This is a genomic window from Salegentibacter agarivorans (genome assembly GCF_900113135.1).
Classification (GTDB): domain Bacteria; phylum Bacteroidota; class Bacteroidia; order Flavobacteriales; family Flavobacteriaceae; genus Salegentibacter; species Salegentibacter agarivorans.
Genome location: NZ_FOOH01000016.1, coordinates 1 through 23,715, shown reverse-complemented (window position 1 = coordinate 23,715; position 23,715 = coordinate 1). Strand labels below are relative to the sequence as shown.

21 protein-coding genes and 1 other RNA gene are annotated in these 23,715 nt (G+C 36.6%); 10 read left to right on the top strand and 12 right to left on the bottom strand.

The window, feature by feature from the left end:
• Positions 1–27 precede the first annotated feature (27 nt).
• Positions 28–1,410 carry a S41 family peptidase gene (locus BM084_RS12410; RefSeq protein ID WP_093305092.1) on the top strand — a complete coding sequence of 461 codons (1,383 nt, stop codon included), beginning with the start codon at positions 28–30 and terminating at the stop codon, positions 1,408–1,410.
• Between the two features lie 35 nt (positions 1,411–1,445).
• On the opposite strand, the gene BM084_RS12405 is transcribed toward BM084_RS12410, so the two are convergent.
• Positions 1,446–2,708 (bottom strand): site-specific integrase, encoded by a 1,263-nt coding sequence (locus tag BM084_RS12405; RefSeq protein ID WP_093305090.1) that lies wholly within the window; start codon positions 2,706–2,708, stop codon positions 1,446–1,448.
• A 256-nt stretch (positions 2,709–2,964) separates the two neighbouring features.
• Positions 2,965–3,367, bottom strand: a transfer-messenger RNA (tmRNA) gene (ssrA, locus tag BM084_RS12400).
• Positions 3,368–3,501: 134 nt separating this feature from the next.
• On the opposite strand from ssrA, the gene BM084_RS12395 reads away from it, so the two are divergent.
• Positions 3,502–4,707 carry an NAD(P)-dependent oxidoreductase gene (locus tag BM084_RS12395; protein WP_093305087.1) on the top strand — a complete coding sequence of 402 codons (1,206 nt, stop codon included), beginning with the start codon at positions 3,502–3,504 and terminating at the stop codon, positions 4,705–4,707.
• Here BM084_RS12395 and BM084_RS12390 read toward each other — a convergent pair.
• From BM084_RS12390 to BM084_RS12370, 5 genes are all read right to left on the bottom strand, one after another.
• On the bottom strand, positions 4,689–5,093 hold the full coding sequence (locus BM084_RS12390; protein WP_245764371.1) for a ribosomal maturation YjgA family protein: 405 nt from the start codon (positions 5,091–5,093) through the stop codon (positions 4,689–4,691). The two genes, BM084_RS12395 and BM084_RS12390, sit on opposite strands and share 19 nt — an antisense overlap.
• Before the next feature lie 20 nt (positions 5,094–5,113).
• Positions 5,114–5,896, bottom strand: a complete 783-nt coding sequence (locus BM084_RS12385) for an oxygenase MpaB family protein (protein WP_093305084.1) — start codon at positions 5,894–5,896, stop codon at positions 5,114–5,116.
• Positions 5,897–5,930: 34 nt separating this feature from the next.
• Complete coding sequence (locus BM084_RS12380) at positions 5,931–6,215, bottom strand: hypothetical protein (RefSeq protein WP_093305082.1); 285 nt, start codon at positions 6,213–6,215, stop codon at positions 5,931–5,933.
• A 75-nt stretch (positions 6,216–6,290) separates the two neighbouring features.
• Positions 6,291–6,593, bottom strand: a complete 303-nt coding sequence (locus tag BM084_RS12375; protein WP_075327642.1) for a winged helix-turn-helix domain-containing protein — start codon at positions 6,591–6,593, stop codon at positions 6,291–6,293.
• Entirely contained in the window at positions 6,593–7,222 is a 630-nt protein-coding gene (locus BM084_RS12370) for a hypothetical protein (protein WP_093305080.1), read from the bottom strand. Before BM084_RS12370 ends, BM084_RS12375 begins: the two co-directional genes overlap by 1 nt.
• A gap of 121 nt (positions 7,223–7,343) precedes the next feature.
• Between BM084_RS12370 and BM084_RS12365 the strand changes: the two genes are divergently transcribed.
• Complete coding sequence (locus BM084_RS12365; RefSeq protein ID WP_093305078.1) at positions 7,344–8,177, top strand: endonuclease/exonuclease/phosphatase family protein; 834 nt, start codon at positions 7,344–7,346, stop codon at positions 8,175–8,177.
• A 102-nt stretch (positions 8,178–8,279) separates the two neighbouring features.
• Here the strand turns inward: BM084_RS12365 and BM084_RS12360 are convergent, their stop codons facing one another.
• The 4 genes from BM084_RS12360 to kdsA all read right to left on the bottom strand — a co-directional run bounded on the left by BM084_RS12360 (position 8,280) and on the right by kdsA (position 13,107).
• Positions 8,280–9,137 carry a universal stress protein gene (locus BM084_RS12360; protein WP_075327639.1) on the bottom strand — a complete coding sequence of 286 codons (858 nt, stop codon included), beginning with the start codon at positions 9,135–9,137 and terminating at the stop codon, positions 8,280–8,282.
• Between the two features lie 12 nt (positions 9,138–9,149).
• Positions 9,150–10,775, bottom strand: a complete 1,626-nt coding sequence (locus tag BM084_RS12355; protein ID WP_093305076.1) for a BCCT family transporter — start codon at positions 10,773–10,775, stop codon at positions 9,150–9,152.
• A 23-nt stretch (positions 10,776–10,798) separates the two neighbouring features.
• Positions 10,799–11,953 (bottom strand): hypothetical protein, encoded by a 1,155-nt coding sequence (locus tag BM084_RS12350; RefSeq protein ID WP_245764370.1) that lies wholly within the window; start codon positions 11,951–11,953, stop codon positions 10,799–10,801.
• 335 nt (positions 11,954–12,288) lie between these two features.
• The gene (kdsA, locus tag BM084_RS12345; protein WP_093305074.1) at positions 12,289–13,107 is read right to left on the bottom strand and encodes a 3-deoxy-8-phosphooctulonate synthase; all 819 of its coding nucleotides are present in this window, start codon (positions 13,105–13,107) and stop codon (positions 12,289–12,291) included.
• A gap of 145 nt (positions 13,108–13,252) precedes the next feature.
• Between kdsA and BM084_RS12340 the strand changes: the two genes are divergently transcribed.
• The 4 genes from BM084_RS12340 (at position 13,253) to BM084_RS12325 (ending at position 16,321) form a co-directional block, all read left to right on the top strand.
• Positions 13,253–13,738 carry a DinB family protein gene (locus BM084_RS12340; protein ID WP_075327636.1) on the top strand — a complete coding sequence of 162 codons (486 nt, stop codon included), beginning with the start codon at positions 13,253–13,255 and terminating at the stop codon, positions 13,736–13,738.
• Positions 13,739–13,779: 41 nt separating this feature from the next.
• Positions 13,780–13,977 (top strand): hypothetical protein, encoded by a 198-nt coding sequence (locus BM084_RS12335; RefSeq protein ID WP_093305072.1) that lies wholly within the window; start codon positions 13,780–13,782, stop codon positions 13,975–13,977.
• 143 nt (positions 13,978–14,120) lie between these two features.
• A complete protein-coding gene (gene typA / locus BM084_RS12330) occupies positions 14,121–15,920 on the top strand; it encodes a translational GTPase TypA (RefSeq protein ID WP_075327634.1) in 1,800 nt (599 codons plus the stop codon).
• 140 nt (positions 15,921–16,060) lie between these two features.
• Positions 16,061–16,321 carry a YgjV family protein gene (locus BM084_RS12325; RefSeq protein WP_075327633.1) on the top strand — a complete coding sequence of 87 codons (261 nt, stop codon included), beginning with the start codon at positions 16,061–16,063 and terminating at the stop codon, positions 16,319–16,321.
• On the opposite strand, the gene BM084_RS12320 is transcribed toward BM084_RS12325, so the two are convergent.
• Complete coding sequence (locus BM084_RS12320; protein ID WP_075327632.1) at positions 16,318–17,001, bottom strand: cell division ATP-binding protein FtsE; 684 nt, start codon at positions 16,999–17,001, stop codon at positions 16,318–16,320. The two genes, BM084_RS12325 and BM084_RS12320, sit on opposite strands and share 4 nt — an antisense overlap.
• Before the next feature lie 161 nt (positions 17,002–17,162).
• Here BM084_RS12320 and BM084_RS12315 point away from each other — a divergent pair, with 161 nt between their 5' ends.
• The 3 genes from BM084_RS12315 to BM084_RS12305 all read left to right on the top strand — a co-directional run bounded on the left by BM084_RS12315 (position 17,163) and on the right by BM084_RS12305 (position 23,334).
• The gene (locus tag BM084_RS12315) at positions 17,163–20,180 is read left to right on the top strand and encodes a tetratricopeptide repeat protein (protein WP_093305070.1); all 3,018 of its coding nucleotides are present in this window, start codon (positions 17,163–17,165) and stop codon (positions 20,178–20,180) included.
• 82 nt (positions 20,181–20,262) lie between these two features.
• Positions 20,263–21,939, top strand: a complete 1,677-nt coding sequence (locus BM084_RS12310) for a TonB-dependent receptor domain-containing protein (protein ID WP_243870528.1) — start codon at positions 20,263–20,265, stop codon at positions 21,937–21,939.
• A gap of 267 nt (positions 21,940–22,206) precedes the next feature.
• Positions 22,207–23,334: a hypothetical protein gene (locus tag BM084_RS12305; RefSeq protein ID WP_075327629.1), complete on the top strand. Its 1,128-nt coding sequence runs from the start codon at positions 22,207–22,209 to the stop codon at positions 23,332–23,334.
• Positions 23,335–23,715: the final 381 nt, after the last annotated feature.

The following is a 23,715-nucleotide window of genomic DNA, read 5'->3' as shown; positions in this document are numbered from 1 at the left end:
AAATTTAGTCTTTAGCTAAAATATAATATGAGATACAACCAACTTATTTTAATGCTTTTTGTTCTTTTTACTTTTTCTATTGGTTATTCTCAAACTAAAGAATTTTCAAAAGAAGAAGTTTTGAAGGATTTGGACACCTTAAAGGACCTACTGGAAAAAAGCCACTATAATTTATATGCTTATAATCCAAAAAAGGAGTTTGACCTAAACTTTGATGAGGTGAAGAATTCAGTTGAAGAAGATTCGATCTCTTTTAAAGAGGCCGTGGGAATATTTCAAAGGGTGATCTCAAATGCTAATACCGGTCACGCTGAGGTTGATTTTCCAGCCAAGTCCTATATAGATTTTGTTCAGAAGGGGGGAAGAATATTTCCCCTGGAAATCGCCCTGGAAGATGATAAAGCTTATATAAGAAAGAATTACTCCGATAAACAGAATATTAGAACCGGTTCCGAAATATTAGAAATAAACAATGCAAAAATTGATGAGATTCTCAAATTGATGTATCCGCATATTTCTGCCGAAAGACCTTACTTGAAAAAAGCAAAGATCGAGTTTTGGTCTTTCCCACGACTATATTGGCAAATTTTTGGGGAAGAAGAAAACTTTTCCGTTTTAGTAAAAGAAAACAACCAATTAAAAGAATACAGGCTCCAGGGAGTTGCCGCCCTGGAAGATTACGAATATAAAAGAAAAGATATTTTAAGCTCTGACAGACGAGTAAAATTTTATAGGAATACCGCCTATTTAAATCCCGGGAATTTCAGTGGAGATGAAGAAGATTATCAGAAATTTATTGATTCGGCTTTTGCCGTTATAAAGGAAGAATCATCAAAAGATCTAATTATTGATTTGAGAAATAATGCGGGTGGGGATAATTCATTCAGTGATTATCTTATTTCTTATTTTGCTCATAAACCCTTTCGTTGGAACTCAAGTTTTACCTTAAAAACAAGTAAATATCTAAAGGAAAATACCAGGTTAAATAACGACACTACCAATGTTTATTTTCAGGAAATTTTAAAACAACCCAATGGAAAGATTTTTCCTTATCATTTTGAAGCAATGCAACCCCAGGCACCCGGTAAAAGATACAATGAGAAAGTATACATCTTGATAAACAGGCAAACCTACTCTCAGGCTGCGGTTGCTGCCGGTTTAATTCAGGATTATCAGTTCGCTACTTTGGTAGGTGAAGAAACTGGGGATTTCCCATCCTTATACGCGTCATTATTTACTGTCTATTTACCAAATACCAAGATTCCTGTAAAGGTTCCTAAGGGCTATATGGTAAGAGTAAACAAAAGCGAAAAGCCTGAAGGAGTCAAACCAGAAATAATGATCAAGGATCACTTGTTAGACGATGAAGATGAGATATTGGAAACCCTGTTGCAGAGATTGGATTCTTAATTCAAACAAGGACTCTTTTTATTCAAGGACTCTTTTTATTTTTTCTTCTTAGAATTGGTTTTTTTTGAGTCTTTAGCGGCTTTTTCTTCTAGTTTCTTCCTTAACGCTTTCATATCCTCACTAATTTTTCTATCCACAATTTTTGCGTAATGTTGGGTCGTTCTCAGATCCTTATGGCCTAGCATTTTACTTACAGACTCTATAGGCACTCCATTGGAAAGTGTTACAGTAGTCGCGAATGTATGGCGGGCGAGGTGCGTGGTAAGTGTCTTTTTTATTCCACAAAGCACAGCAATCTCTTTTAAAAAAGCATTATAGTTTTGATTTTTGGGGACGGGAAGAACTAAGTCCGCGTCTTTTACTCTTGGATAATCTTTATAGCGTTCAATAATCTCTTCAGCTATTGGAAGTAAGGGGACGCTGGTTATAGATTTAGTTTTCTTTCTTTTTGTTCTTATCCATCTTCCACCATCAATACCTTTAATAATATCCTTTTCAGAGAGTTTCTCTAAATCACCATAAGCTAAACCGGTATGACAACTGAAAACGAACATATCCCTAGCAATTTTTAAACGGTCAAAATGAAGTTCCTTCTCTATCAGGGCTTTCACTTCATCTTCATTTAGAAATTCCCGATCTACGGTTTCATATTGAACCTTATAATTATAAAATGGATCCCTATCCATCCATTGATTGGCTAGTGCTATACGAACTATCTTTTTAAAATTGTTGACGTATTTCAAGGCTGAGTTATGATTACACTTTCTTGTAGTTTTTAAAAAATATTCAAATCTTGTAATATACTGGTGGTCTATATCTTTCATTCGGAAATCCTCAGTTTTATAAACTTCCTTTAGAAATTGCTCCATGTGGTTATAACAGGTCCAATATCGCTTAGCGGTGCTCTTAGAGATACTTTTACCGGAAAGACGATCCATTTGTTCATTATGCTCTTTAAACACCTCTAAGGTCATTTTAGATTTATGTTTCGTTTCACCTTTTAGTTCTTTAATCATTCTGGAGGAAGTGATTTGTTCATCGTTATCAGATAGTACCTGATGAATCTTATTTAACCTGTGCCGAATATTGTTAATATGGGTGTTGATCTCTTGAGAGATGTGATTATTTCCCATCACTTTCTCTAATTTTGAATTCCATTTTTCGGGTTCTATCCTTCGGGTGATACTATATTCTTTTCTCTTACCATTTACGGTAAGCCTAAGATATATGGGGGCTAAGCCTCTTTTATTGATCTTTGAATTTAAGAGGTGAAAATGTAAGTGAAAGTCAGTTCTCATAATAATGAATTTTTTAGGTCTCGATTCGTAATAAATATACCTAAAAAAGGGTCTCGATAGAAAACTTTAACTTTGCGTAAAGGTTTGTAAAATAGGGTTTTAAGTGTCAATCGAGACCTATTTTTCAATTTTAAAATAGGTCACCGAATAGGTCTCGATTTATTTGATATTATTTGGGATATTTTGATATTCCTAAAAACAAAAAACCCCGTAAATCCTAGGATTTCGGGGTTTTTGATACATTTTGAAATGTAAAAAGTGGAGTCGGAGGGGTTCGAACCCTCGTCCAAACAAGCAATTCAGATGCTTTCTACACGTTTAGTTTTCACTTAAATTGTCGGGAAAAAGTCTGGCCGAAAACTACCTAACTTCTTCCGTATCCTCAATTAGATTTTAGAACTGCATCAAGGTCCTACAGTTCCTATATTTACTTTATCGGTGCCCCTAATGCGAATGCCGTAAATCAAGGCCTTCGCGGGACATCTTGGCTCCCTGTCTTACAGGGACTAAGCAATCCTACTGTGATTCGGATTATGCAGCCAAGGCGTAGTTATCTTCGCCGTTTAAAAAAGTGTGAAATATGAGATTTACGAGCTATATCCCAGCGCTCGACGTGCTTACAACTCAATTAGACTCGCTGTCAAAACCAAGTCGACCCCATAAATAAAGAACATTGTTATTTCCGCAAAGGCGGAAATCCAGTCAGTTTTTAGCTGCTCTGAGCATGCAAAGATACAATTTTAAATTCATACCTTTGAGTTACACACATAGAAGTACAAAACCCATACCATAAATGATAAAATTTGCACTGATTAAAGAAGAAAAAACGCCATCAGACCGTCGCGTAGTTTTTTCACCTAATAAATTAAAAGAACTCGTAAAAAAGTTTCCGAAAGCTAATTTTAAAGTGCAAAGTTCTAATATTCGTATTTTTACCGATCAGGAATATCGAGATGCCGGTTTTGATGTTACTGAAGATGTTTCAGATTGCGATGTTTTACTGGGTGTAAAAGAAGTTCCACTACCGGCGTTAATTCCGAATAAAAAATATTTTTTCTTTTCCCATACCATTAAAAAGCAACCTTATAACCGCGATTTGCTTAGGGAAATTCTAAAAAATAATATCGAATTATACGACCACGAGGTAATAGTTAATCAAAAAAATCACAGGCTTATTGGTTTCGGCCGATATGCAGGTCTGGTAGGAACTTACAATGGATTTAGAGGAATTGGTTTAAAAGAAAATCTATATACTTTACCGAAAGTAAAATCTCTGCCAGATCTTGATGCCATGTTGGCAGAACTCGATAAAATTAAAATTCCGCCAATTAAAATATTACTAACCGGCGCAGGAAAGGTGGCCCGGGGCGCAAAAGAAATTTTAGATCATTTAAAGATCAGAGAACTGGACGTGGAGGATTTTCTGGAATTTAAAGGAGAAGAGCCGGTATATTGCAATATAGATGTGCTTGATTATAATAAAAAGAAGGATGGCTCAGCGGGCAGTCATAAAGAGTTTTTTAAAGAACCCGGCAAGTACGATTCTAACTTTTTGCGTTTCGCTAAATGCAGTGATTTCTTTATATCGGGACACTTTTATGGAGATGGAGCGCCGGTATTTTTTACTGCTGAAGATGCAAAATCTAAAGATTTCCGAATAAAATATATAGCCGATATTTCTTGCGATATCAATGAGCCTATTGCCAGTACAATTAGACCTTCTACCATAGCTGAGCCTTTTTATGGTTACGATCCTGCAACTGAAGCCGAAGTAGATTTTCGCGAAAAAGAGAGTATCCTGGTTATGGCGGTAGATAATTTGCCTTGCGAATTACCAAAAGATGCCAGCGCAGGTTTTGGCGAAATGTTTATGGAACATGTGATCCCGGCTTTCTTTAATAATGATAAAAATGGAGTCTTAGCCCGAGCGCAGATGACTCAAAATGGCAGGTTAACTTCAAAATTCAGTTATTTACAGAATTATGTAGACGGAGTGTAGGTTCTGTTTATAAGAATTTCTAAAATAAGACAGCTTAAAAGTCCTAACAGGTAAGCAACCAAATCCCAAACCGAAAAACTGCTACCTAGTATTATCATTATAGGTTTGGGTGGCTGGTATTGGAGTAATTTTACGATATCAATGAGCTGGAGAAATTCTATTTTAAAGGAGAATATCAGAACAATAAATAGGCTTTTATAAATAGAGAATCGGCTTATTCCCATGAGAAAGCAATAAAGCATTATTACCACCAGGAAATCCCCAAGGTAAGGTCTTATAAAATCATCTTTTATAAAGCTGGCGATAAGAATTTCAATAATTAACAGGGAGAAAAAGCCAATGAGATAGTTTCTTCTGCGATTTCGGTTAAGTTTAAAGATGCTCAATTTTTAATTCTTTAGATTCCTCATTTTTCTTGCGTGGTATATGCATTTTGAATGTCCAGCGATTTGATCTCTTCTTGATATTCTGAAGGTAGGATCAGCGATTTAAGAAGTCCGTCTATTTTTATAATTCTGCTAATTTTATAAATAGGGATCACCGGGTTTAAGAAAGAAAACTTACGCAAATTTAAATAGTTACGAACGCTAACGGGAGTAATAAGGCTTTGTGTTTCCATTAATAGCCTGTAACGCATTAACCCCAGGTGTTTGCGGTACTGTTGGTAAAGGTCTTTGGTATATTCTCCATACTTAAGGTTTTGCTCCAGGTGTTCCTGCCGCATCTTTTCAAATTCGTGGAAATTCTTTGGTAGATATTTTAAATTCATTCTTTTACCTACCCTAAAAAAAACATCAAAAACTTCTTTTTTTTCAGAAAGTTCTAGCTTGCGTTCCAGGATTTCAAAAGACCTGATAGAATAATCTATAAGCATAAAAAGCACGTCCCGGTAAGCCCAGTCTGGAATATTTTTTCCGCGTTTATTTTCCAGCGAAGCGTGAATAGAATTTATATGATCTATTGCCTTAAGTGCCGACGATTTTTCAGCAAAAACTATTTCCCGGGCATAGGAAACCGTTGAGAAAAGCCTGCCAAGCGGATCTTGAGGTAAACGGCCGGTATAATAAAGCCAGTCTACAGCTTTATTGAGCGCAAACTCTGCCGAAGCCCCGGCGAAAATAAAGAGAATGGTATCACCCTTTCCCCAAATTTCGCGAACTATAGAGTTTTTATTTACAAAATATTGCATTAAGCGATTTTAAAATATTGTTCTGATAGTTTTTTTAACTTCCGGCAAAAGGAGTTCCAAAAACACCAACAGCAAGTTCTGCCCAGATCATAAAAAATACTGCAAGAATAATTCCACCGATTATAAGTCGGTTTTTACTGCTGGAAACCTTTCTCAACACAAGGTCAATTCCCAGCCCGGTAACCAGGAGTAAAATTCCCATAATAATAAAATCTGAAACAGTCCAAACCACTTCACTGCTAAACTGCATCGCGATAAAGGGAATCAATAAAAGTGCTCCCACGATAAATAGGATAATTAAAAATCGGTTAGTTTTCATAATAATAAATTTGATTAATAGTTATTTTAAGTACTTTGAATTTCAAAGTTGAATGATAAAAAAATAGGTTTATCCTTATTGCCTCTGTTGCTTTAATAAGTTTTCAATGGCGTCTATATGTTTCTGAAAATCCTTTCGGCCGGTTTTAGTGGCACTGTAGCGTGTATTTGGTTTTCGGTCTATAAAAGATTTTTCTACCGTTACATAACCTTTCTTTTCCAGGGCTTTAATATGGCTCGCAATATTACCATCGGTAACTCCCAAGAGTTCTTTTAGGCTTGTAAAATCAGCATATTCATTTACCATTAATACACTCATTATTCCCAGGCGTACCCGGTGATCAAAAGCTTTATTTATATCACTTATAATATTTTTCATTAAGCATTTTTTCTGTCATACTTATTGTACATCCAGATACCGTAGGCAATATGAAAAAATCCGAAACCAACTGCCCAAAAATATAATCCGTAGCTCAAAAACTGGGTTGCAATAAGGCCCAGGACTAAATTTGAATACCCTAAACTTCTAAGATCGCCAAAAGTATATTTGCTGGCATGAATAAGGGCAAGCCCGTAAAAAATAAGCATAAAGGGAGCTATAAGTCCTATAAGATTATATTGCAAAAGGATTAAACAGAAAATTCCACCTGATGTTAAAGGAGCAAAAAAATTGATAAGTAATCGTTTGCTGGTGCTATCCCAGCTTTTTTCGTTTGTTTTTTTAGCTTTCCTGGTGGTTAGAAAAACCGCCGTACCAATAGCCAGAAGAAGAACAGCAAGAGCTAATAAAAATAACTGCGTCAATATTTTCGCGTCCATTGAAGCCGGGCTCAGCGAATCTATGGCTGAATTATGCCCATCCAATAAACCTTTTCCAACTATAGCTCCAATAATTGCATAGCCACCTGCAAAAACTCCCGCGAGCCCGCTTAGGGAAATAAATCGAGAAGAGCGGTTCATCATGTGCTTGATGTCGCTTAGGTCTTGAACATACTTTTCATTTTCCATTATAAAGTACTTTGAAATACAAAGTAAAATAAAAAACTTTAATTATTAGTTAAAAATCATCAAAATATTAAATTGGCCTGTTTTTTTAATTTTTTTCCGAACTTTATCCAAAATCAGAAATATGATAAACCGAAATTTCTTTGTTTTACTGCTTTTCATTTTTACCGGAACTACTCTTTCTAGCCAGGAAGTAGAACTGATGAGTTACAATATTAAATATGCCAATGAAAATGATGGTGAAAATTCCTGGTCTAATCGCAAGAACCATATAACCAAACAAATTAAGTTTTACGAACCCGGGATTTTTGGAGTTCAGGAAGCTTTGGCGATTCAGTTAAAACATTTCAAAGCCGAAATGGATAATTACAAATATGTTGGAGTAGGGCGAGACGATGGGAAAGAAGCCGGTGAATTCAGTGCTATTTTTTATAATGCTGAAGAGTTTGAAATGCTGGAAAATGATACTTTTTGGCTTTCGGAAACTCCAGCTGAAATTTCGGTAGGATGGGATGCTGCGATGGAAAGGATTTGTACTTATGCAAAATTCAAAGAGAAAAAATCGGGAAAAGTATTTTGGGTTTTTAATACGCATTTTGACCACGTTGGAGAAAAAGCTAGGGAGAACAGTGCAAAATTAATCTGGGAAAGAATTTCAGCATTAAATAAAGAAAATCTGCCGGTGATTTTAATGGGTGATCTAAACCTGGAACCCCATACTGGCGGAATAAGATTTTTAATGCGAAAAATGAATGATTCTAAAGCGGTGGCTAAACTCGATTTTGGACCAGAAGGTACTTATAACGGTTATAATTTTAAGGAATCCGTAACTCGAAGAATTGATTATATTTTTACTTCAGATGAGATTGAAGTTAAAAAATATGGCGTTTTGAGTGATTCCAAAGACCTAAAGTACCCTTCAGACCATCTGCCGGTTTGGGTGGAAGTTGATCTTTAATAGACCCATTTCTGGAGATATTTTTTAAAACTTTTCTCTATAATCTATCCGTAAAAATTCGTCATCCTAAACCAGGTTACAGGATGACGAATTTTATTAGAACTATTTAGAAATCCATAACGGTACTTCGGGGTTTTTCCCGAATAATTCTTCGGTTACACTTCCCACTAATAGGCTGGAAATATTATTCGCACCTTTATCTGCCACAATTAAAATATCAACGTTATTTTTCTTTGCACATTCCAATAAATTGCTGGCCACACTGGCGTCCCTGCCGGGAATAATTAAGGGAGTCACTTCGCCCTGGTAATCTAATTTGATAAGAAATTTATCTCCTTTTTCCCTGGCGTGTTTTTCAATTTTCGGGGCCATTGCTTCTTTAGGAACATAAGGTGAAAATTGCACCGGTACCGAATATACATGTGCGGCAGTTACAGGAGCCGAAGTAGCCTTTTGAAGCATTTGAGCTATTGGAAATATTTTTCGGGATTCACGGGAAAAATCGGTTCCTGCCCAAATTGTTTTTATTTCTGGATGAAAGTCTCGTGGAACAGAGAGAATATCACATTTTAAAAGACGCAGCAATTTATTGCTTACAATTCCGGTTCCTTTTTTTCTGTTCTTGTTTCCAACCATCACCAGGTCTATATAATATTTATTGGCGATATAATTTATCAAAGATTCGGTATAAGGGTCTTCCGAAATAAGAACTTCCCATTCTGCCTTACTATTAAAATGGGTTTCTACTTTTTCATTGAGTTCGTCGCCAATTATCTCATCAAGATTTACATCTTTCATTTGTTCATCAAAAAGCGAAGAAATCTCATATTTCTTAATATTATGAACAAAATATACTTTTTTAATCTTTAGCGTCTCCGATAGGAATGAAGCATATTTTATAACTGAATTATCAATGTCTGAAAGGTCTAAGGCAACCAGAATGTTGGTGAATTTTTCCATAATGCCTGTTTTTTAGTTTTGGTTATTGTTTTTCCCGAGGTTTCTTTTCTTAACAATATCATTCACGATATCTTCATAATTTTCCATCTCCTTTTGTTCTTTTTTATCCTGCATTTCTACCAGGTCTTCTTTTAAACCTTTGTAGAGAGAGTAGCACATAATAAGCAGAATAACAGCAAAGGGTAATCCCGTAACTATGGTTGCGGTTTGGAGCGCTTGTAGCCCGCCACCAATTAATAAAACTGCGGCTACAGTTCCTTCGGTAACTGCCCAAAAGATTCGCTGACCTTTTGGTGCATCTATTTTTCCTCCAGAAGTTAAACTATCAATTACCAAAGATCCAGAATCTGATGAGGTAATAAAAAAGCCGGCAATTAAAATTACTGCTACTACATTTATTACCATAGAAAGCGGGTAATCTTCAAAGAAAACAAATAGGGCAGTGGCAATATCATCGTTAACGGCGTCTATTATACTCATATCCCCACCAAGCGCTTCCTGGATTGAAACACTACCAAAGGCTGAAAGCCAGAAGAAAGTTACTAAAGAAGGTACTAATAATACACCTAACACAAATTCTCTAATGGTTCGTCCTTTAGAAATACGGGCGATAAACATCCCAACAAATGGCGACCAGCCAATCCACCAGCCCCAGTAAAACACAGTCCAGTCGTTTTGCCAGGAGCTATTAGTGAAAGTTTCACTCCAGGTAGAAATTTCAATAAAATTGAAAAGATAACTTCCGGTATTTTCAACAAAAGATCTAAAAATAAAAACGGTAGGACCAAGCACTAAAGCCAGGCCAAGCAAAAGCAAGGCAACCCGCATATTCCATTCACTAAGAAATTTAACGCCTTTATCTACCCCAAGAACTACTGAAATTGTGGCAATAAGCGTAATTCCAGCAATCAATAATACTTGTGTAGTAATTCCGCTGGGAATATTGAAAACGTGATCTAAACCAGAGGCAATTTGCTGAACCCCGAACCCCAGCGATGTAGCTAAGCCAAATAAAGTAGCTAGAACCGCAAAAATATCTATTGCATCTCCAATTTTTCCATAGATTTTATCTCCCAAGAAAGGATAAAAAATAGAACGTATAGTTAGTGGCAAACCTCGAGTGTAGGTGAAATAAGCAAGTGCCAGGCCAACTAAGGCATACACTCCCCAGGCGTGAAAACCCCAATGTAAAAATGTGAAATTCATAGCTTCCTGCGCGGCAGCTGCAGTTCCTGGTTCACCGGTTGGAGGTGCTGTAAAATGCATTACAGGTTCGCCCACACTAAAGAATAACAGCCCAATTCCCATCCCTGCGCTAAACAGCATGGCAAACCATGAGAGGGTTTTAAATTCGGGTTTGGCATTTTGGCCACCTATGCGCATATTCCCAAATTGCCCGAGGGCCAGGTAGACCAGGAAAACCAGGAATATATTTACACACATGATAAAAAACCAGTCGGCATTATTGGCAACCGCGGTTTGAATATCTGCAAAAATAGTTTCTGCCTGTTTTTCAAAAATGAGGGTAAGAGCGATGCTTACAATAATTATAAAGGATGAAATAAAGAAAACGGGACCGTTTACTTCTAATCCAAAAATTGACTTTTTCTCATCGCTTCTGGTAACTTTCTTTGCCATATAAGTGGTTTTCAGAAATTAAATTAAAAATAGTAGCCTATGTTGATGTTGAATCTTGCTTCCCATTTTGCATCAGGGTTACCGACTGCAAAATCGTCTACAAAATTACCTCCCAACCAGGAGTGATTATAACCGGCGGCGTAATCTATATAAGTATAAACATGCCCGGCGGTAACCAGTACTCCTGTAACGTTCATATAAGAATCAGTAAAATTGCTCTTATGTTTTTGCATATAACCAAAATCGTTATAGAATTCCAAATTAGAAACGGGCCCCAGGTTTACAGGGATATTTCTTGAAATTGCCAGGGAATATAAATTAAAGTCGGCAGCAACTTCATAAGGTGCGCCATAAGCACCAAAACTTAAAGCTTCCCTGCTTTCTCCTTCGGCATTAATTGGATTATGCGAAGCGGTTAAAGCCTGGGCTTTTAAATTCCAACGATTTTGAGTGATTTCGTAATGCGCGGCCAAACCGTAATGGTTTCCGGTTTCCTGAGTGTCTAAATTATATAGGCCGCCATATTGTGCCGAAACGCCTAATCTATTAGCAGCCTTATCCCCAAATTTATAAACAAATTTCCCGTTAAATTGATTTATTTCTTTGTTTCTGCCTACAACGTCATAAGAATATCTACTGGTAGAAGATTCGGTATCACTGCCAAATCGCAATTCTTCCGAATTTTTAAAGAAAGCAAAGTGATATTCATATTTCTCCCCGGCGTGAATATATTTTATGCCCATATCGTGATCGTCTTCCAGCCCCATATAATAGGTTAAATTAAAGAACCAGTTGTGGGAATTATATTGCTGAATACCAAATGGAACCTGGGTAAGGCCAATTTGAATTTCGTCTATATCATTAAATTTATATCCCATCCAGCCTTGCTTCATTACGCCACCGCCAAAAGCGTCAGAATATAATCTATATTCAGCATTTAAGTAAACCTCTTTATATTTTGCATTGAAGTTTACTCTAAAAATATCGTAACCAAAATCACCACCACGGTTTTTTTGTCCGTCTTTCCAGGAAGAAAGGTTGTAATTATAACGAAGCGCACCACCAACAGATACTTCTGGTTCTTCCTGCGCAGTTAAAGGAGCTACTAAAAATATACAGAAAATAGCTAAACAGAATTTCCAGGTAAATACACCTTTCGAAATAGGTTGTTTTTGCATTAAGGTTTAGGTTGGTTGAATTTCAAATTAACTTAATTTAAAACGGAAACTCTTAATAATGAATTAGATTAACTTTTATTTAATTAAATATAACAGCTGTTAAGAGAGCTATAGGTTTTGTTTACTAGCAGGAGATAATTAAAGCTATGGACAATAAATGCCCTCCAGCAGCTTTAAAATATAAAAGATTGCAACTGAAGAAAAACAACCTTAAATTTTGATAATTTTATTAAATAGGGTAGTGCAATAACAATCACACCCAAGACATATGACCGGGTGTTTTGATAAAATATGTGGTAAGTAGAACGACATCCACCTTGGACTTAAAGAAATTTTTATAAGCTATTTACCGTTTTTCTTATTGCAACTAAATTACCTAGTAATTTCTCTAGGTAATTAAGATCTAGCATATTGGCGCCGTCACTTTTAGCGTTAGCCGGGTCAAAATGAGTTTCTATAAACAGGCCATCTACTTTATTTACTATTCCTGCGCGGGCAATAGTTTCTATCATTTCTGGTCTGCCCCCGGTAACACCGCTGCTTTGGTTGGGTTGTTGGAGAGAATGAGTAACATCTAAAACGGTAGGAGCAAATTCACGCATAGTGGGAATTCCCCTAAAATCTACAATCATATCCTGGTAACCAAACATAGTCCCACGATCGGTAACCATAACCTGCTCGTTATTGCAATCTGTTACTTTGGTAACCGCGTGTTTCATACTTTCAGGACTCATAAATTGTCCTTTTTTAAGATTAACCACTTTTCCGGTTTCTGCGGCGGCAACTACTAAGTCTGTTTGCCGCACCAAAAATGCTGGGATTTGGAGAATATCTACATATTCAGCAGCCATTTTTGCGTCGCTTATTTCGTGAATATCGGTTATAGTAGGGATCTCAAAAGTTTCAGAAACTTTTCGAAGAATTTTTAAGGCTTTTTCATCTCCCATTCCTGTAAAACTATCAATTCTGCTGCGATTAGCTTTTTTAAAAGATCCTTTAAAAACGTAGGGAATTTCCAGTTTATTGGTTATTTCAACTACTTTTTCAGCTATTCTCAGCGCCATTTCTTCCCCTTCAATTGCACAGGGCCCGGCTAGTAAGAAAAAATTGTTAGAATTAATATGTTTTAACTGCGGAATCTTTTCAAGTTTCATAAAATGGGAATTAGGAAAGCAAAGATAACAGAATTAAGCGGGTGTTACAATTCAAAAAATAAGTGTTTTCCCGAGTTTAATTTTCTACTTACTACATTATACGTAAGAACTATTTGTTGTAATTTCCCGTGGTAATTTTTAAAATATGGAGCTGCAACATTTGCTAATTTCTGAACTACAACACGAAGTTGTGCTTACCGAAAAATTTTTGAAACGTATTCCTGCCGATAAATTGGAATGGCGACCACATAAAAAATCAATGAGCATAAAGCAATTGTCGAATCATCTTGCTGAAATTCCAAGTTGGATAACCGCTACTATGGAAATGGACGAAATGGATATGGTTGGTTATAAATCTCCAGATTTTGATAGTATTGAGGAAATTCTTGAAATATTGCAGAATAATACCTCTGAAGCCGAAGCTGCTTTAAGAAAACCGGATAGTGAATACGAGAAAAACTGGAAAATGATGCAGGATGGCAAAGTGTTAATGGATATGCCTAAATATTCTGTTCTTAGAATGATGGTTCTTAATCAATTGCCACACCACAGGGCGCAATTGGGCGTTTATTTTAGATTACTTGATATACCGGTGCCGGCCACTTATGGGCCATCAGCCGACGAAAATTAAAAGATCAATTTTAAATTCTTAGCTTTGCAAAAAATTTAGCTATGCAAGGATTAAAAGAACAGTTCAGTAATTATTATACCCCTAAGCGTTTACTTATCAACGCACTAATAATGACGGCTGCTACCATTTTCTTTATCTATCAAAGACCCGAAGAGCCTTTGTTAGGTGTTGGTTTCGGAACAATTGCGGCTATTTATTTTGGTTTTTTCGTTTATAAAAAGCTAAAATCTACTTCCTGATTTTATTAAATTGCATTTTCAAAATTAACCTTTTGAATATCAGTTAATTTGCTTCTATGTTTTTTATTTTGAATTAGTCGCCTTAGATACTTGTATCTTTAAAATTAGCCGTACATTTGCAGCCTTAAAAATGAGGCGCTTATATGACAGCTATTAAAAACATCGCGATTATCGCGCACGTAGACCACGGTAAAACTACCCTGGTAGACAAGATTATGTATCACTGCCGTTTGTTCAGGGACAACCAGAACACCGGAGATCTTATCCTGGATAACAACGATCAGGAACGAGAACGTGGTATTACTATTACTTCTAAAAACGTATCGGTAGTCTATAAAGACACCAAAATCAATATTATTGATACTCCTGGTCACGCCGATTTTGGTGGAGAGGTAGAGCGAGTATTAAATATGGCCGATGGGGTTCTATTATTGGTAGATGCCTTTGAAGGTCCAATGCCGCAAACCCGTTTTGTGTTGCAAAAAGCTATAGACCTTGGTTTAAAACCTTGCGTTGTAGTGAATAAGGTAGATAAACCAAACTGTACTCCAGATGAGGTACACGAAAAGGTTTTTGACCTTATGTTTGAATTAGGTGCTGAAGAATGGCAGCTTGATTTCCCAACCGTTTACGGTTCAGCGCTTAACAACTGGATGAGCGACGATCCAGATGTAAAAACAGATAATATTGAACCGCTTCTTGATATGGTACTGGAACACATTCCATCACCTAAAGTACAGGAAGGTTCTCCTCAAATGCTTATTACTTCTTTAGACTTTTCTTCTTTTACAGGAAGAATCGCTATAGGTAGATTACAACGTGGGCATTTAAAAGAGGGAATGCAGGTTTCATTAGTGAAGCGTGACGGAAGTATAAAAAAGACAAGAATAAAAGAACTTTTTATTTTTGAAGGTTTAGGCCGTAAAAAAGTAGACGAAGTTCAACCAGGTGATATTTGTGCTATTGTTGGTCTTGAAGGTTTTGAAATTGGTGATACTATTGCTGATATTGAAAACCCTGAAGGGCTTAAGACCATCGCTATAGATGAGCCTACAATGAGTATGCTTTTCACTATTAACGATTCTCCTTTCTTCGGAAAAGATGGAAAGTTTGTGACTTCAAGGCATATTAAGGAAAGACTTACCAAAGAATTAGAGAAAAACCTTGCGCTTAGGGTAAAGGAAACCGATAGTGCCGATAAATTTTTGGTTTATGGCCGTGGGGTAATGCACCTTTCTGTACTTATTGAAACAATGAGAAGAGAAGGTTACGAGCTTCAAATTGGACAGCCACAGGTGATTATCAAGGAAATTGATGGTGAAAAATGTGAACCGGTTGAAGAACTAACTATAGATTTACCTGAAGAAGTTTCAGGAAAAGCGGTAGAAATGGTAACGATGCGAAAAGGAGAAATGCTAAGCATGGAAACCCGTGGCGAACGTATGATTATTCAGTTTATGATTCCTTCCAGAGGAATTATAGGTTTGCGTAACCAGTTGCTTACTGCTACTGCAGGTGAAGCAATTATGGCTCACCGTTTTAAAGAATATCAGCCGTTAAAAGGTGGAATTCCACAGCGTCAAAACGGTTCTTTAATTTCTATGGAACGCGGAAAAGCAATTCCTTATTCTATTGATAAATTACAGGATAGAGGGAAGTTTTTCGTAGATCCGGGAGAAGAAATTTATGAAGGTCAGGTAATTGGTGAAAATTCCCGTCAGGATGATATGGCGGTAAATATTACCAAAACCAAAAAGCTTTCTAACGTCCGTTCTTCTGGTGCCGATGATAAAGCGAAGATTGTACCTGCACTTAAGTTCTCTTTGGAAGAAGCCTTAGAATATATTCAGAAAGATGAGTATGTTGAGGTTACTCCAAGTCACTTAAGGTTGCGTAAAATTTATCTTACCGAAAACGAGCGTAAGAGAAATAAAATAGTTTAATCACTCAACTTTAAAGAGTTTGTTTGCTAATTTTCAAAAGGCGTCATGCTGAACTTGTTTCAGCATCTAATAACTTAGAACCTGAAACGAGTTCAGGTTGACGTTAAAAGAGAATTTTCAAACAAACTCTTCTTTTTTATATGGAATTCCTGGGAATTAGTCTTACTGAATGGATAGGTTATCTAGCCTCCTTTTTTGTAGCGATTTCTTTCTTTATGAAGAATATCATAAAGCTTAGAATTGTAAATAGCCTGGGTTGTGTCTTTTTTATTGTCTACGGAGTTTTAATAGATTCCTGGCCGGTAATTATTACCAACGCGGTAATTGTTTGTGTAAATTTCTATTACCTTTTTATCAATAAAAAACCGCACAGGGTAAAAGCTGATGAAGTTCAGCCTTAAACCGATTTTTGAACAACTTCAAAAACACGCTGCCCATCGCATTTTAAAGTTTTTGAAGGATATTTAAGCAGTAAAGCATAATCGTGCGTGGCCATAAGAATGGTGTTCCCATTTTTGCTAATTTCCTGAAGTACTTCCATAACTTCTACTGAAGTTTGCGGGTCCAGGTTTCCGGTAGGTTCATCGGCAAGAATAAGTTCAGGGTCGTTTAAAAGAGCACGTGCAATAGCTACCCGTTGCTGCTCTCCGCCAGAGAGTTGATAAGGAAATTTAAATCCTTTAGATTTCATTCCTACTTTATCTAAAACCTCGTCAATTTTAAGATCCATTGCTTTTTGGTCTTTCCAGCCGGTTGCTTTTAGTACAAAAAGTAAATTGTCTTTTATATTTCTATCGGTTAACAATTTAAAATCCTGGAAAACCACACCAAGTTTTCGTCTTAAAAAAGGAATATCTTTTTCCTTAAGTGTACGCAAATTAAAGTCTACAATAGTTCCCTCACCTTCGGTAAGTGGTAAATCGCCGTAAAGTGTTTTCATAAAACTACTTTTTCCGGTTCCGGTTTTACCAATAAGATAAACAAAATCGCCTTTGTTTATGTGTACATCTACTTCAGATAAAATAAGGCTTTCACGCTGATAAATAGCAGCGTTATTTAATTCCAGGACGGTATTAGACATAAAGTTTTAGGCTTTTCTTCAGTGTAAAAATATCGGTAAATATACATTTTTCAAAAGGCGCGGGTTTACTTTTTTTTACATTAACATAATTATCACTTTATATCGGCGTTAATAAAGCAAGGTTTAAATTATCTTTGAATACTCAACTTAAAAATCAATAAATGACACCTAACAAAATTTTACTGTTTGTTGTTTTAATTTTCTTCTCTTTTAAAGGAATTTCTCAGCGATCGGCTAACTATACCCACGATCTCGCTGAATTTAACAAAGCTCTTGAACTTTATAATAATCAGCAATTTTTGGCTGCCCAAAACTTGTTTGATGAAGTAAAAGAGCAAACCGATGACGAGAAAATTGAAGGAGATTGTGCTTACTATATTGCCAATGCGGCCGTAAGGTTAAACCAGCCCGGTGCAGACCGGTTAATGGAGCGCTTTGTAAGTCGTTATCCCACCAGCACAAAAACTAATTCGGCTTATTTGGATGTAGCCGATTATTATTTTCAAACCGGAAAATATTCCCTAGCCCGCAAGTGGTATGATAAAGTTGATGAAAAAAGTATGAGCAGGGCAGAAAGGGAACGCTATTATTTTAATAATGGCTACGCCTATTTTAGAGCTAAACAATACGACCAGGCCCGCACATATTTAGAAAGGGTTCGGGATTCGCAGGAGTTTGGTTCGCAGGCAAAATATTACATTGGTTATATGGCCTACGAGGGTGATGATTATGAGGAAGCCAATCAAAATTTTGAAGCGGTACGTAGTAACGATAGGTACAGTGAAGACCTTTCTTATTTCCAGGCCGATATGAACTTTAAACTGGGTAATTTCGAGGAAGCTATAAAACTGGCTAAAGAACAATTACAAAGTTCTAATCGTATAGAACGTTCGCAATTAAATAAGATTATTGGTGAAAGTTATTTCAACTTAGAGCAGTATGAAGAGGCGCTGCCTTATTTAAAAGAATATGATGGTGAACGCGGAAAATGGAATAATACCGATTATTACCAGTTGGGTTATGCTTATTACAAGCAGGGAGATTACGAAAAAGCAATCTCTGAATTCAATAAAATTATTGATGGAAAAAATGAGATTGCCCAAAACGCCTATTATCATTTAGCGCAATCTTATTTAGAATCTAACCAAAAACAGCAGGCTTTAAACGCATTTAAAAATGCCAGTGAAATGGATTTCAATTCTCAAATCCAGGAGGATGCGTATATGAATTATGCAAAACTCAGTTATGAGATTGGGAATAGTTATGAAAGTCCGTCGCAGGTTTTAATCAATTATATTGAAAAATACCCGGAATCTGAAAACCGGGAAGCCATGGAAAGTTTACTTATAGATTCTTTCCTTACTTCAGGAAATTTTGAAGAAGCGATGCGCTTGCTGGAAAACAATCGCAACTTTAGCGATAAACAAGCCTATCAAAAAGTAGCTTACTATTACGGACTTCAGTTATATGAAGAAGGTGATTATGAAAGAGCGATTAATAATTTTGAAAAAGCGCTTTCTGAACCCAGAGATCAAAAAATTACGGCTAAAGCTACTTTCTGGAAAGCCGAAAGTGAATATAACATCAACCGAATTGATGATGCGATAATAGGTTATCGGGAGTTTTCCGGAATGAATGCTGCACAAGGCACCGATGAACTGGAAAACCTGGATTATAATCTTGGTTATGCATATTTCAAAAAAAATGAATATTCGAGAGCAATTGAATTCTTTAAGCGTTATTCAGCGAATGGATCTAGCGATGTTGCCCGTAGAAATGATGCTTTATTGCGTTTGGGTGACACATATTTTGTAAGCAGCCAATATTGGCCGGCCATTGAAGCCTATGATGAAGCACTTTCGCTAAGCGGCGATAATGATTATGCTGCGTTTCAAAAAGCAATGAGCTATGGGTTTATTGATAGAAGAGACACCAAAATTTCTGACCTAAAAAGCTTTATAAATCAATATTCTCGTTCTTCTTTTAGAGACGATGCAATGTACGAATTGGGAAATACTTATGTTGCTGCAAATAATATTTCTGAAGCCTTATCTGCTTACGACAGGCTAATTAGAGAAGTGCCTCAAAGTGCATTTGTACCCAAAGCAATGCTTAGACAGGCGCTTATTCATTATAATGCCGATAACGGCAACCGTGCTTTAGAAAGATTAAAAAAGGTGGTAAACGATTATCCTAATACACCTGAAGCTATGCAAGCCGTTTCTACAGCAAGAATGGTTTACGTAGATCTTGGCCGAACCGATGAGTATGCCAGCTGGGTACAAAATATAGATTTTGTTGAAGTGACTGATGCCGATTTGGATAATACTACTTACGAGTCTGCAGAAAATCAATATTTCAAGAATGAATATGACAGGGCGATTAGTGGCTTTGAAAATTACCTGCAACGTTTCCCAAATGGAATTCATTCTATAAACGCGAATTTCTATTTAGGACAAATGTATTTTAGAAATGGAAACAAGCAGAAAGCGGCTGCCAATTACCGTTCTGTAGCCAATAAGCCTAAAAATGAATTCACTGAAGATGCGCTTTCAAGGCTATCTGAAATCTTACTTGAAAATAAAAATTACCGGGAAGCGGTAAGTTATTTAGAAAGATTAGAGAAGGAAGCGAGTTCTGAACAAAATGTGATTTTTGCACAATCTAACCTTATGAAATCTTATCTTGAATTAGACCAGCCAGAAAAAGCTGCAACTTATGCCGATAAGGTGTTGGCTAATTCAGAGTCAGATTCTGAGGCGAGAAACGATGCGCGTGTAATAGTGGCACGTGCTGCTTTTGCTTCCGGAAATATGAGTAAAGCAAAAAATGCTTATTCAGAAGTTCAAAAAACTGCTAAAGGAGAATTAGCTGCTGAAGCTTTATATTACGATGCTTACTTTAAAAATGAAAGTGGAAATTACGAAGCTTCTAACGCAGCGGTGCAAATCCTGGCAAAAGACTTCTCTGGCTATAAACGCTGGGGCGCTAAAGGCTTGGTTTTAATGGCCGATAACTTCTACGAGCTGGATGATGCTTACCAGGCTACTTATATTCTGGAAAACGTAATCAATAATTTCTCTAATTATCCTGAAATTGTTCAGGAAGCTAAGCAGGAATTGTCCAGAATAAAGACAGAAGAAGCAAAAACCAATTCTTCGGTAGAAGCGAACAACTAATTCAACTTTCAATCTAACATTTAAGAATTTCTATATGCAAATGTTTTCAATAAAAAGAAACCTGTTTTTAAGTCTGTTTTTAATGAGTGGGCTTCTTTTTGCTCAGGATCCTATAGACAGCGAAACTGTAACCGTAGTAAAACCATATACCCCAACAGTTAAAGATGCAAATAAAATAAAGCAAACTCCCAAAGAGTCAGATTCTGTACGTACAGAAAAAAGACCGGTGCAGTACAGTATATTTTCAGTGCCTGTAGCTTCTACTTTTACACCCGCAAAAGGGCGTGCTACCACAGTAGAAAGAGAACGCCCGGTAAAGGTTTACGATAATTATGCAAGTCTTGGATTTGGAAATTATGGCAACCTTTTAGCTGAATTTTACAGTAACCTGGAAGTGAACCGCACCGATAATTTTGGGGTTTATTTAGACCATAATTCGTCCCAGGGTGGAATTGACGGGATTGCGCTAGACGATAAATTTTATGATACCGAGCTTAACCTAAGTTATAACTCAAAAACGAGGAATTTAGGTTGGAAAACCGAAGTAGGAGCGCAGCACCAGTTATTTAACTGGTATGGTTTACCGCAAGATGCTAATTTTAGCAACGAAGAAATAAATTCAATAGATCCTGCACAGAATTATTTTTCAGCTTATGCAGGAGCCGAAATTGAGCTTTACGATTCTTTTTTCGATAATGCCCGTGGTACTTTTAGGCATACCGGAGATTCCTATTCTTCTTCAGAAAATCATTTTGATGCCCGCGGTACTTTTGAACTGAATATTGCCGATGAGCTAATCACCACAAATATTTATACTGATATTGTAAACGGACAAATGGGAGAACAATTCCTGGCAACCGATACTTATGATTATACTTTTATGAATTTCGGTATAAATCCCAGTTTATTAATTTTAAGAGATGACCTTACGTTAAATCTTGGTGTTGCATTTTTCTATAGTCAGGATGTAGAAAATAGTGATGGTAATTTTTATATCTATCCTAAAGTAACCGCTAGCTATAGATTAGGTGGCGATTATTTCACCCCTTACGCCGGTTTGGAAGGTGGCCTGCAACAAAACACTTATTATAGTTTTATACAGGAGAATCCTTACGTTTTTCCGGGCTTGGTAATAAAACCTACAGATAATGAGTATAATGCTTATGTTGGTGCCAAAGGAAAGTTAAGCAATAGTATTTCTTATAATTTCAAAACCGGTTATGAGTCGCAATTTAACAAAGCATTGTTTAGGCGAAATGCCCGGGCTAACGATATCACTACCGAAAATTATGCCTACGGAAATTCTTTTGAAGTGGTTTATGACGATGTAAAAACCCTTTCGGTTGCCGGGGAATTAAATGTAGATGTAAACCGAAATTTTAGATTGGGAATTAATGCTGAATATTTTAATTACAGCACAGATAACCAGGTTGAAGCCTGGAACCTTCCAGATTTTAAAGCTTCATTAAATGCCGATTATCAAATTAATGAAAAGTGGTATACCGGCGCTAATTTATTTTACGTAGGCGAGCGTTTTGACCAGGAAAGAATTGCTTCAGCAGGAGAGCCTTCTATGAATACAATTAGCCTGGATAGCTATTTTGATGTAAACGCTCATTTAGGCTATAGGTTTAACGATAGGCTTTCAATATTTGCTAAAGGAAGTAACCTTTTAAATAATGATTACCAACGTTGGACAAATTTCCAGGTACAGGGATTACAAGTACTGGCAGGAGCGACTTATAAATTCGATTTTTAATAGAAAAGCCATCTTTAAATTAAAAAAAGCATCATTTATTGATGCTTTTTTTTGTTATTAATAATATCTTGGGCCAGTTAATAGCCGGTAGGTAGCTTCAATTCAAGTGCTTATAGGAGTTTGTAAGGTAAAATTCCTTAACAATAACACAACATTGGAAATTCAAAATTAACAATAGAACTAACTAATATTGTATCCAAATTTTTAAGGGGGTCTTTTGGTAAAGACCAAAATCTAAGTATCAAAACTATTAAAAAAGCTACTTAAATGGCAAAAGGCAAAAAGTTTAAAAGGAGTGACCGGTCCCGTCCCTATTTGAATATTCTGGACTTTATGGTTCAGGAAAAGGCATTCCTTGCAATTGTTATAGTTGGTATTATTATGGCCGGAATTTTTACCGGTAATAAAACTGCAGCCATGTGGCTTGGTTTTTTCTTCGCTGCCTATGCAACGGTAGCTAATGATAGTATCCAGTCTTTGGGAACTTTTATTGAAAGTAATAAAGCCAAACGTTGGTGGATTCTATGGCTCTACGTAGGTACCATCTTTTTGGGAGTTGTAAGTTTCAGTTGGTTTTATTTTGATGGAGATGTGACCTTTCAGCGTTTGCTGAAACCCGATGGAACCTCACCTTATCCGCACCCTGAATCTTTCAGTTTCTTTCAAATTATAGCACCTTTGGTGCTATTAATCCTCACCAGGCTTAAAATGCCGGTTTCTACCACTTTTCTTATTTTAAGTGTGTTTAGTGCCGATACCTCTGGGATTACCTCGGTAGTTTGGAAGAGTTGGACAGGCTATATTATGGCTTTTATACTATCGTTTTTAGTATGGTATCTTTCTTATAATTTTATAAAAAAATACTTTAAAAGCAGGAAATTTAATCACAGCTGGACGGCAGTTCAATGGATTGTAAGTGGTACACTGTGGGGAGTTTGGGTAATGCAAGATGGAGCTAATATAGCAGTATTCCTTCCGCGAAGCCTGGACACTTTCCAATTTATAGTCTTTGCCTTAACAATATTTGGTGGCCTGGGACTATTATTTTACTTAAGGGGAGATAAAATTCAGGAAGTGGTGAGTGAAAAATCCAGGATTTCTGATATTCGTGCAGCCACCTTAGTAGATTTAACCTACGTAATCCTGCTTATTTACAAACTATTTATAAGTACCGTACCAATGAGTACCACCTGGGTTTTCCTTGGAATTATTGGTGGGAGGGAAATTGCAATTAGTTTGGCAAGAACTAAAAAAGGTAAAAAACACCGTAAGAAAGCCGGTAAGATGATCTTTAAAGATTTCTCTTACGCGATGATTGGTTTATTCGTTTCTGTAGCACTTGCTGCAGCGGCAAACAAAAGTATTCGCGATCAAATTATCAATGCTATTTTTTAAGCAGTAATTAAATAAAACTCATAAAATGCGCCTTTAACGGGCGCATTTTTGTTTGCCCTGCATGCAAACAATTCCGAGGCTTGAAAGAAAGCCCGCTCACCTGATCGGAGGGAAGAGCAATGTAAAGTCAAGTGCGTCACTGGCAACGGTGGTGTGTGAAGGAAGACCTAGCAAGTTAGTGGAACATAGAGAAATCGAACCGATTCTGGCATATATTGGGGGTAAGGTTGCAAAAAGTGCCGATGCCCAAAATCCGAATAGCAATATATGTTAAAACGGATGGCTTCACTAACAGGAATGTTTGCTTAACGGGGGAAGCCTGATTATTCGCCTTTCCAGGCTAAGCAGAAACAAGTCGAGAGACAAGGATTTGTTATGGAA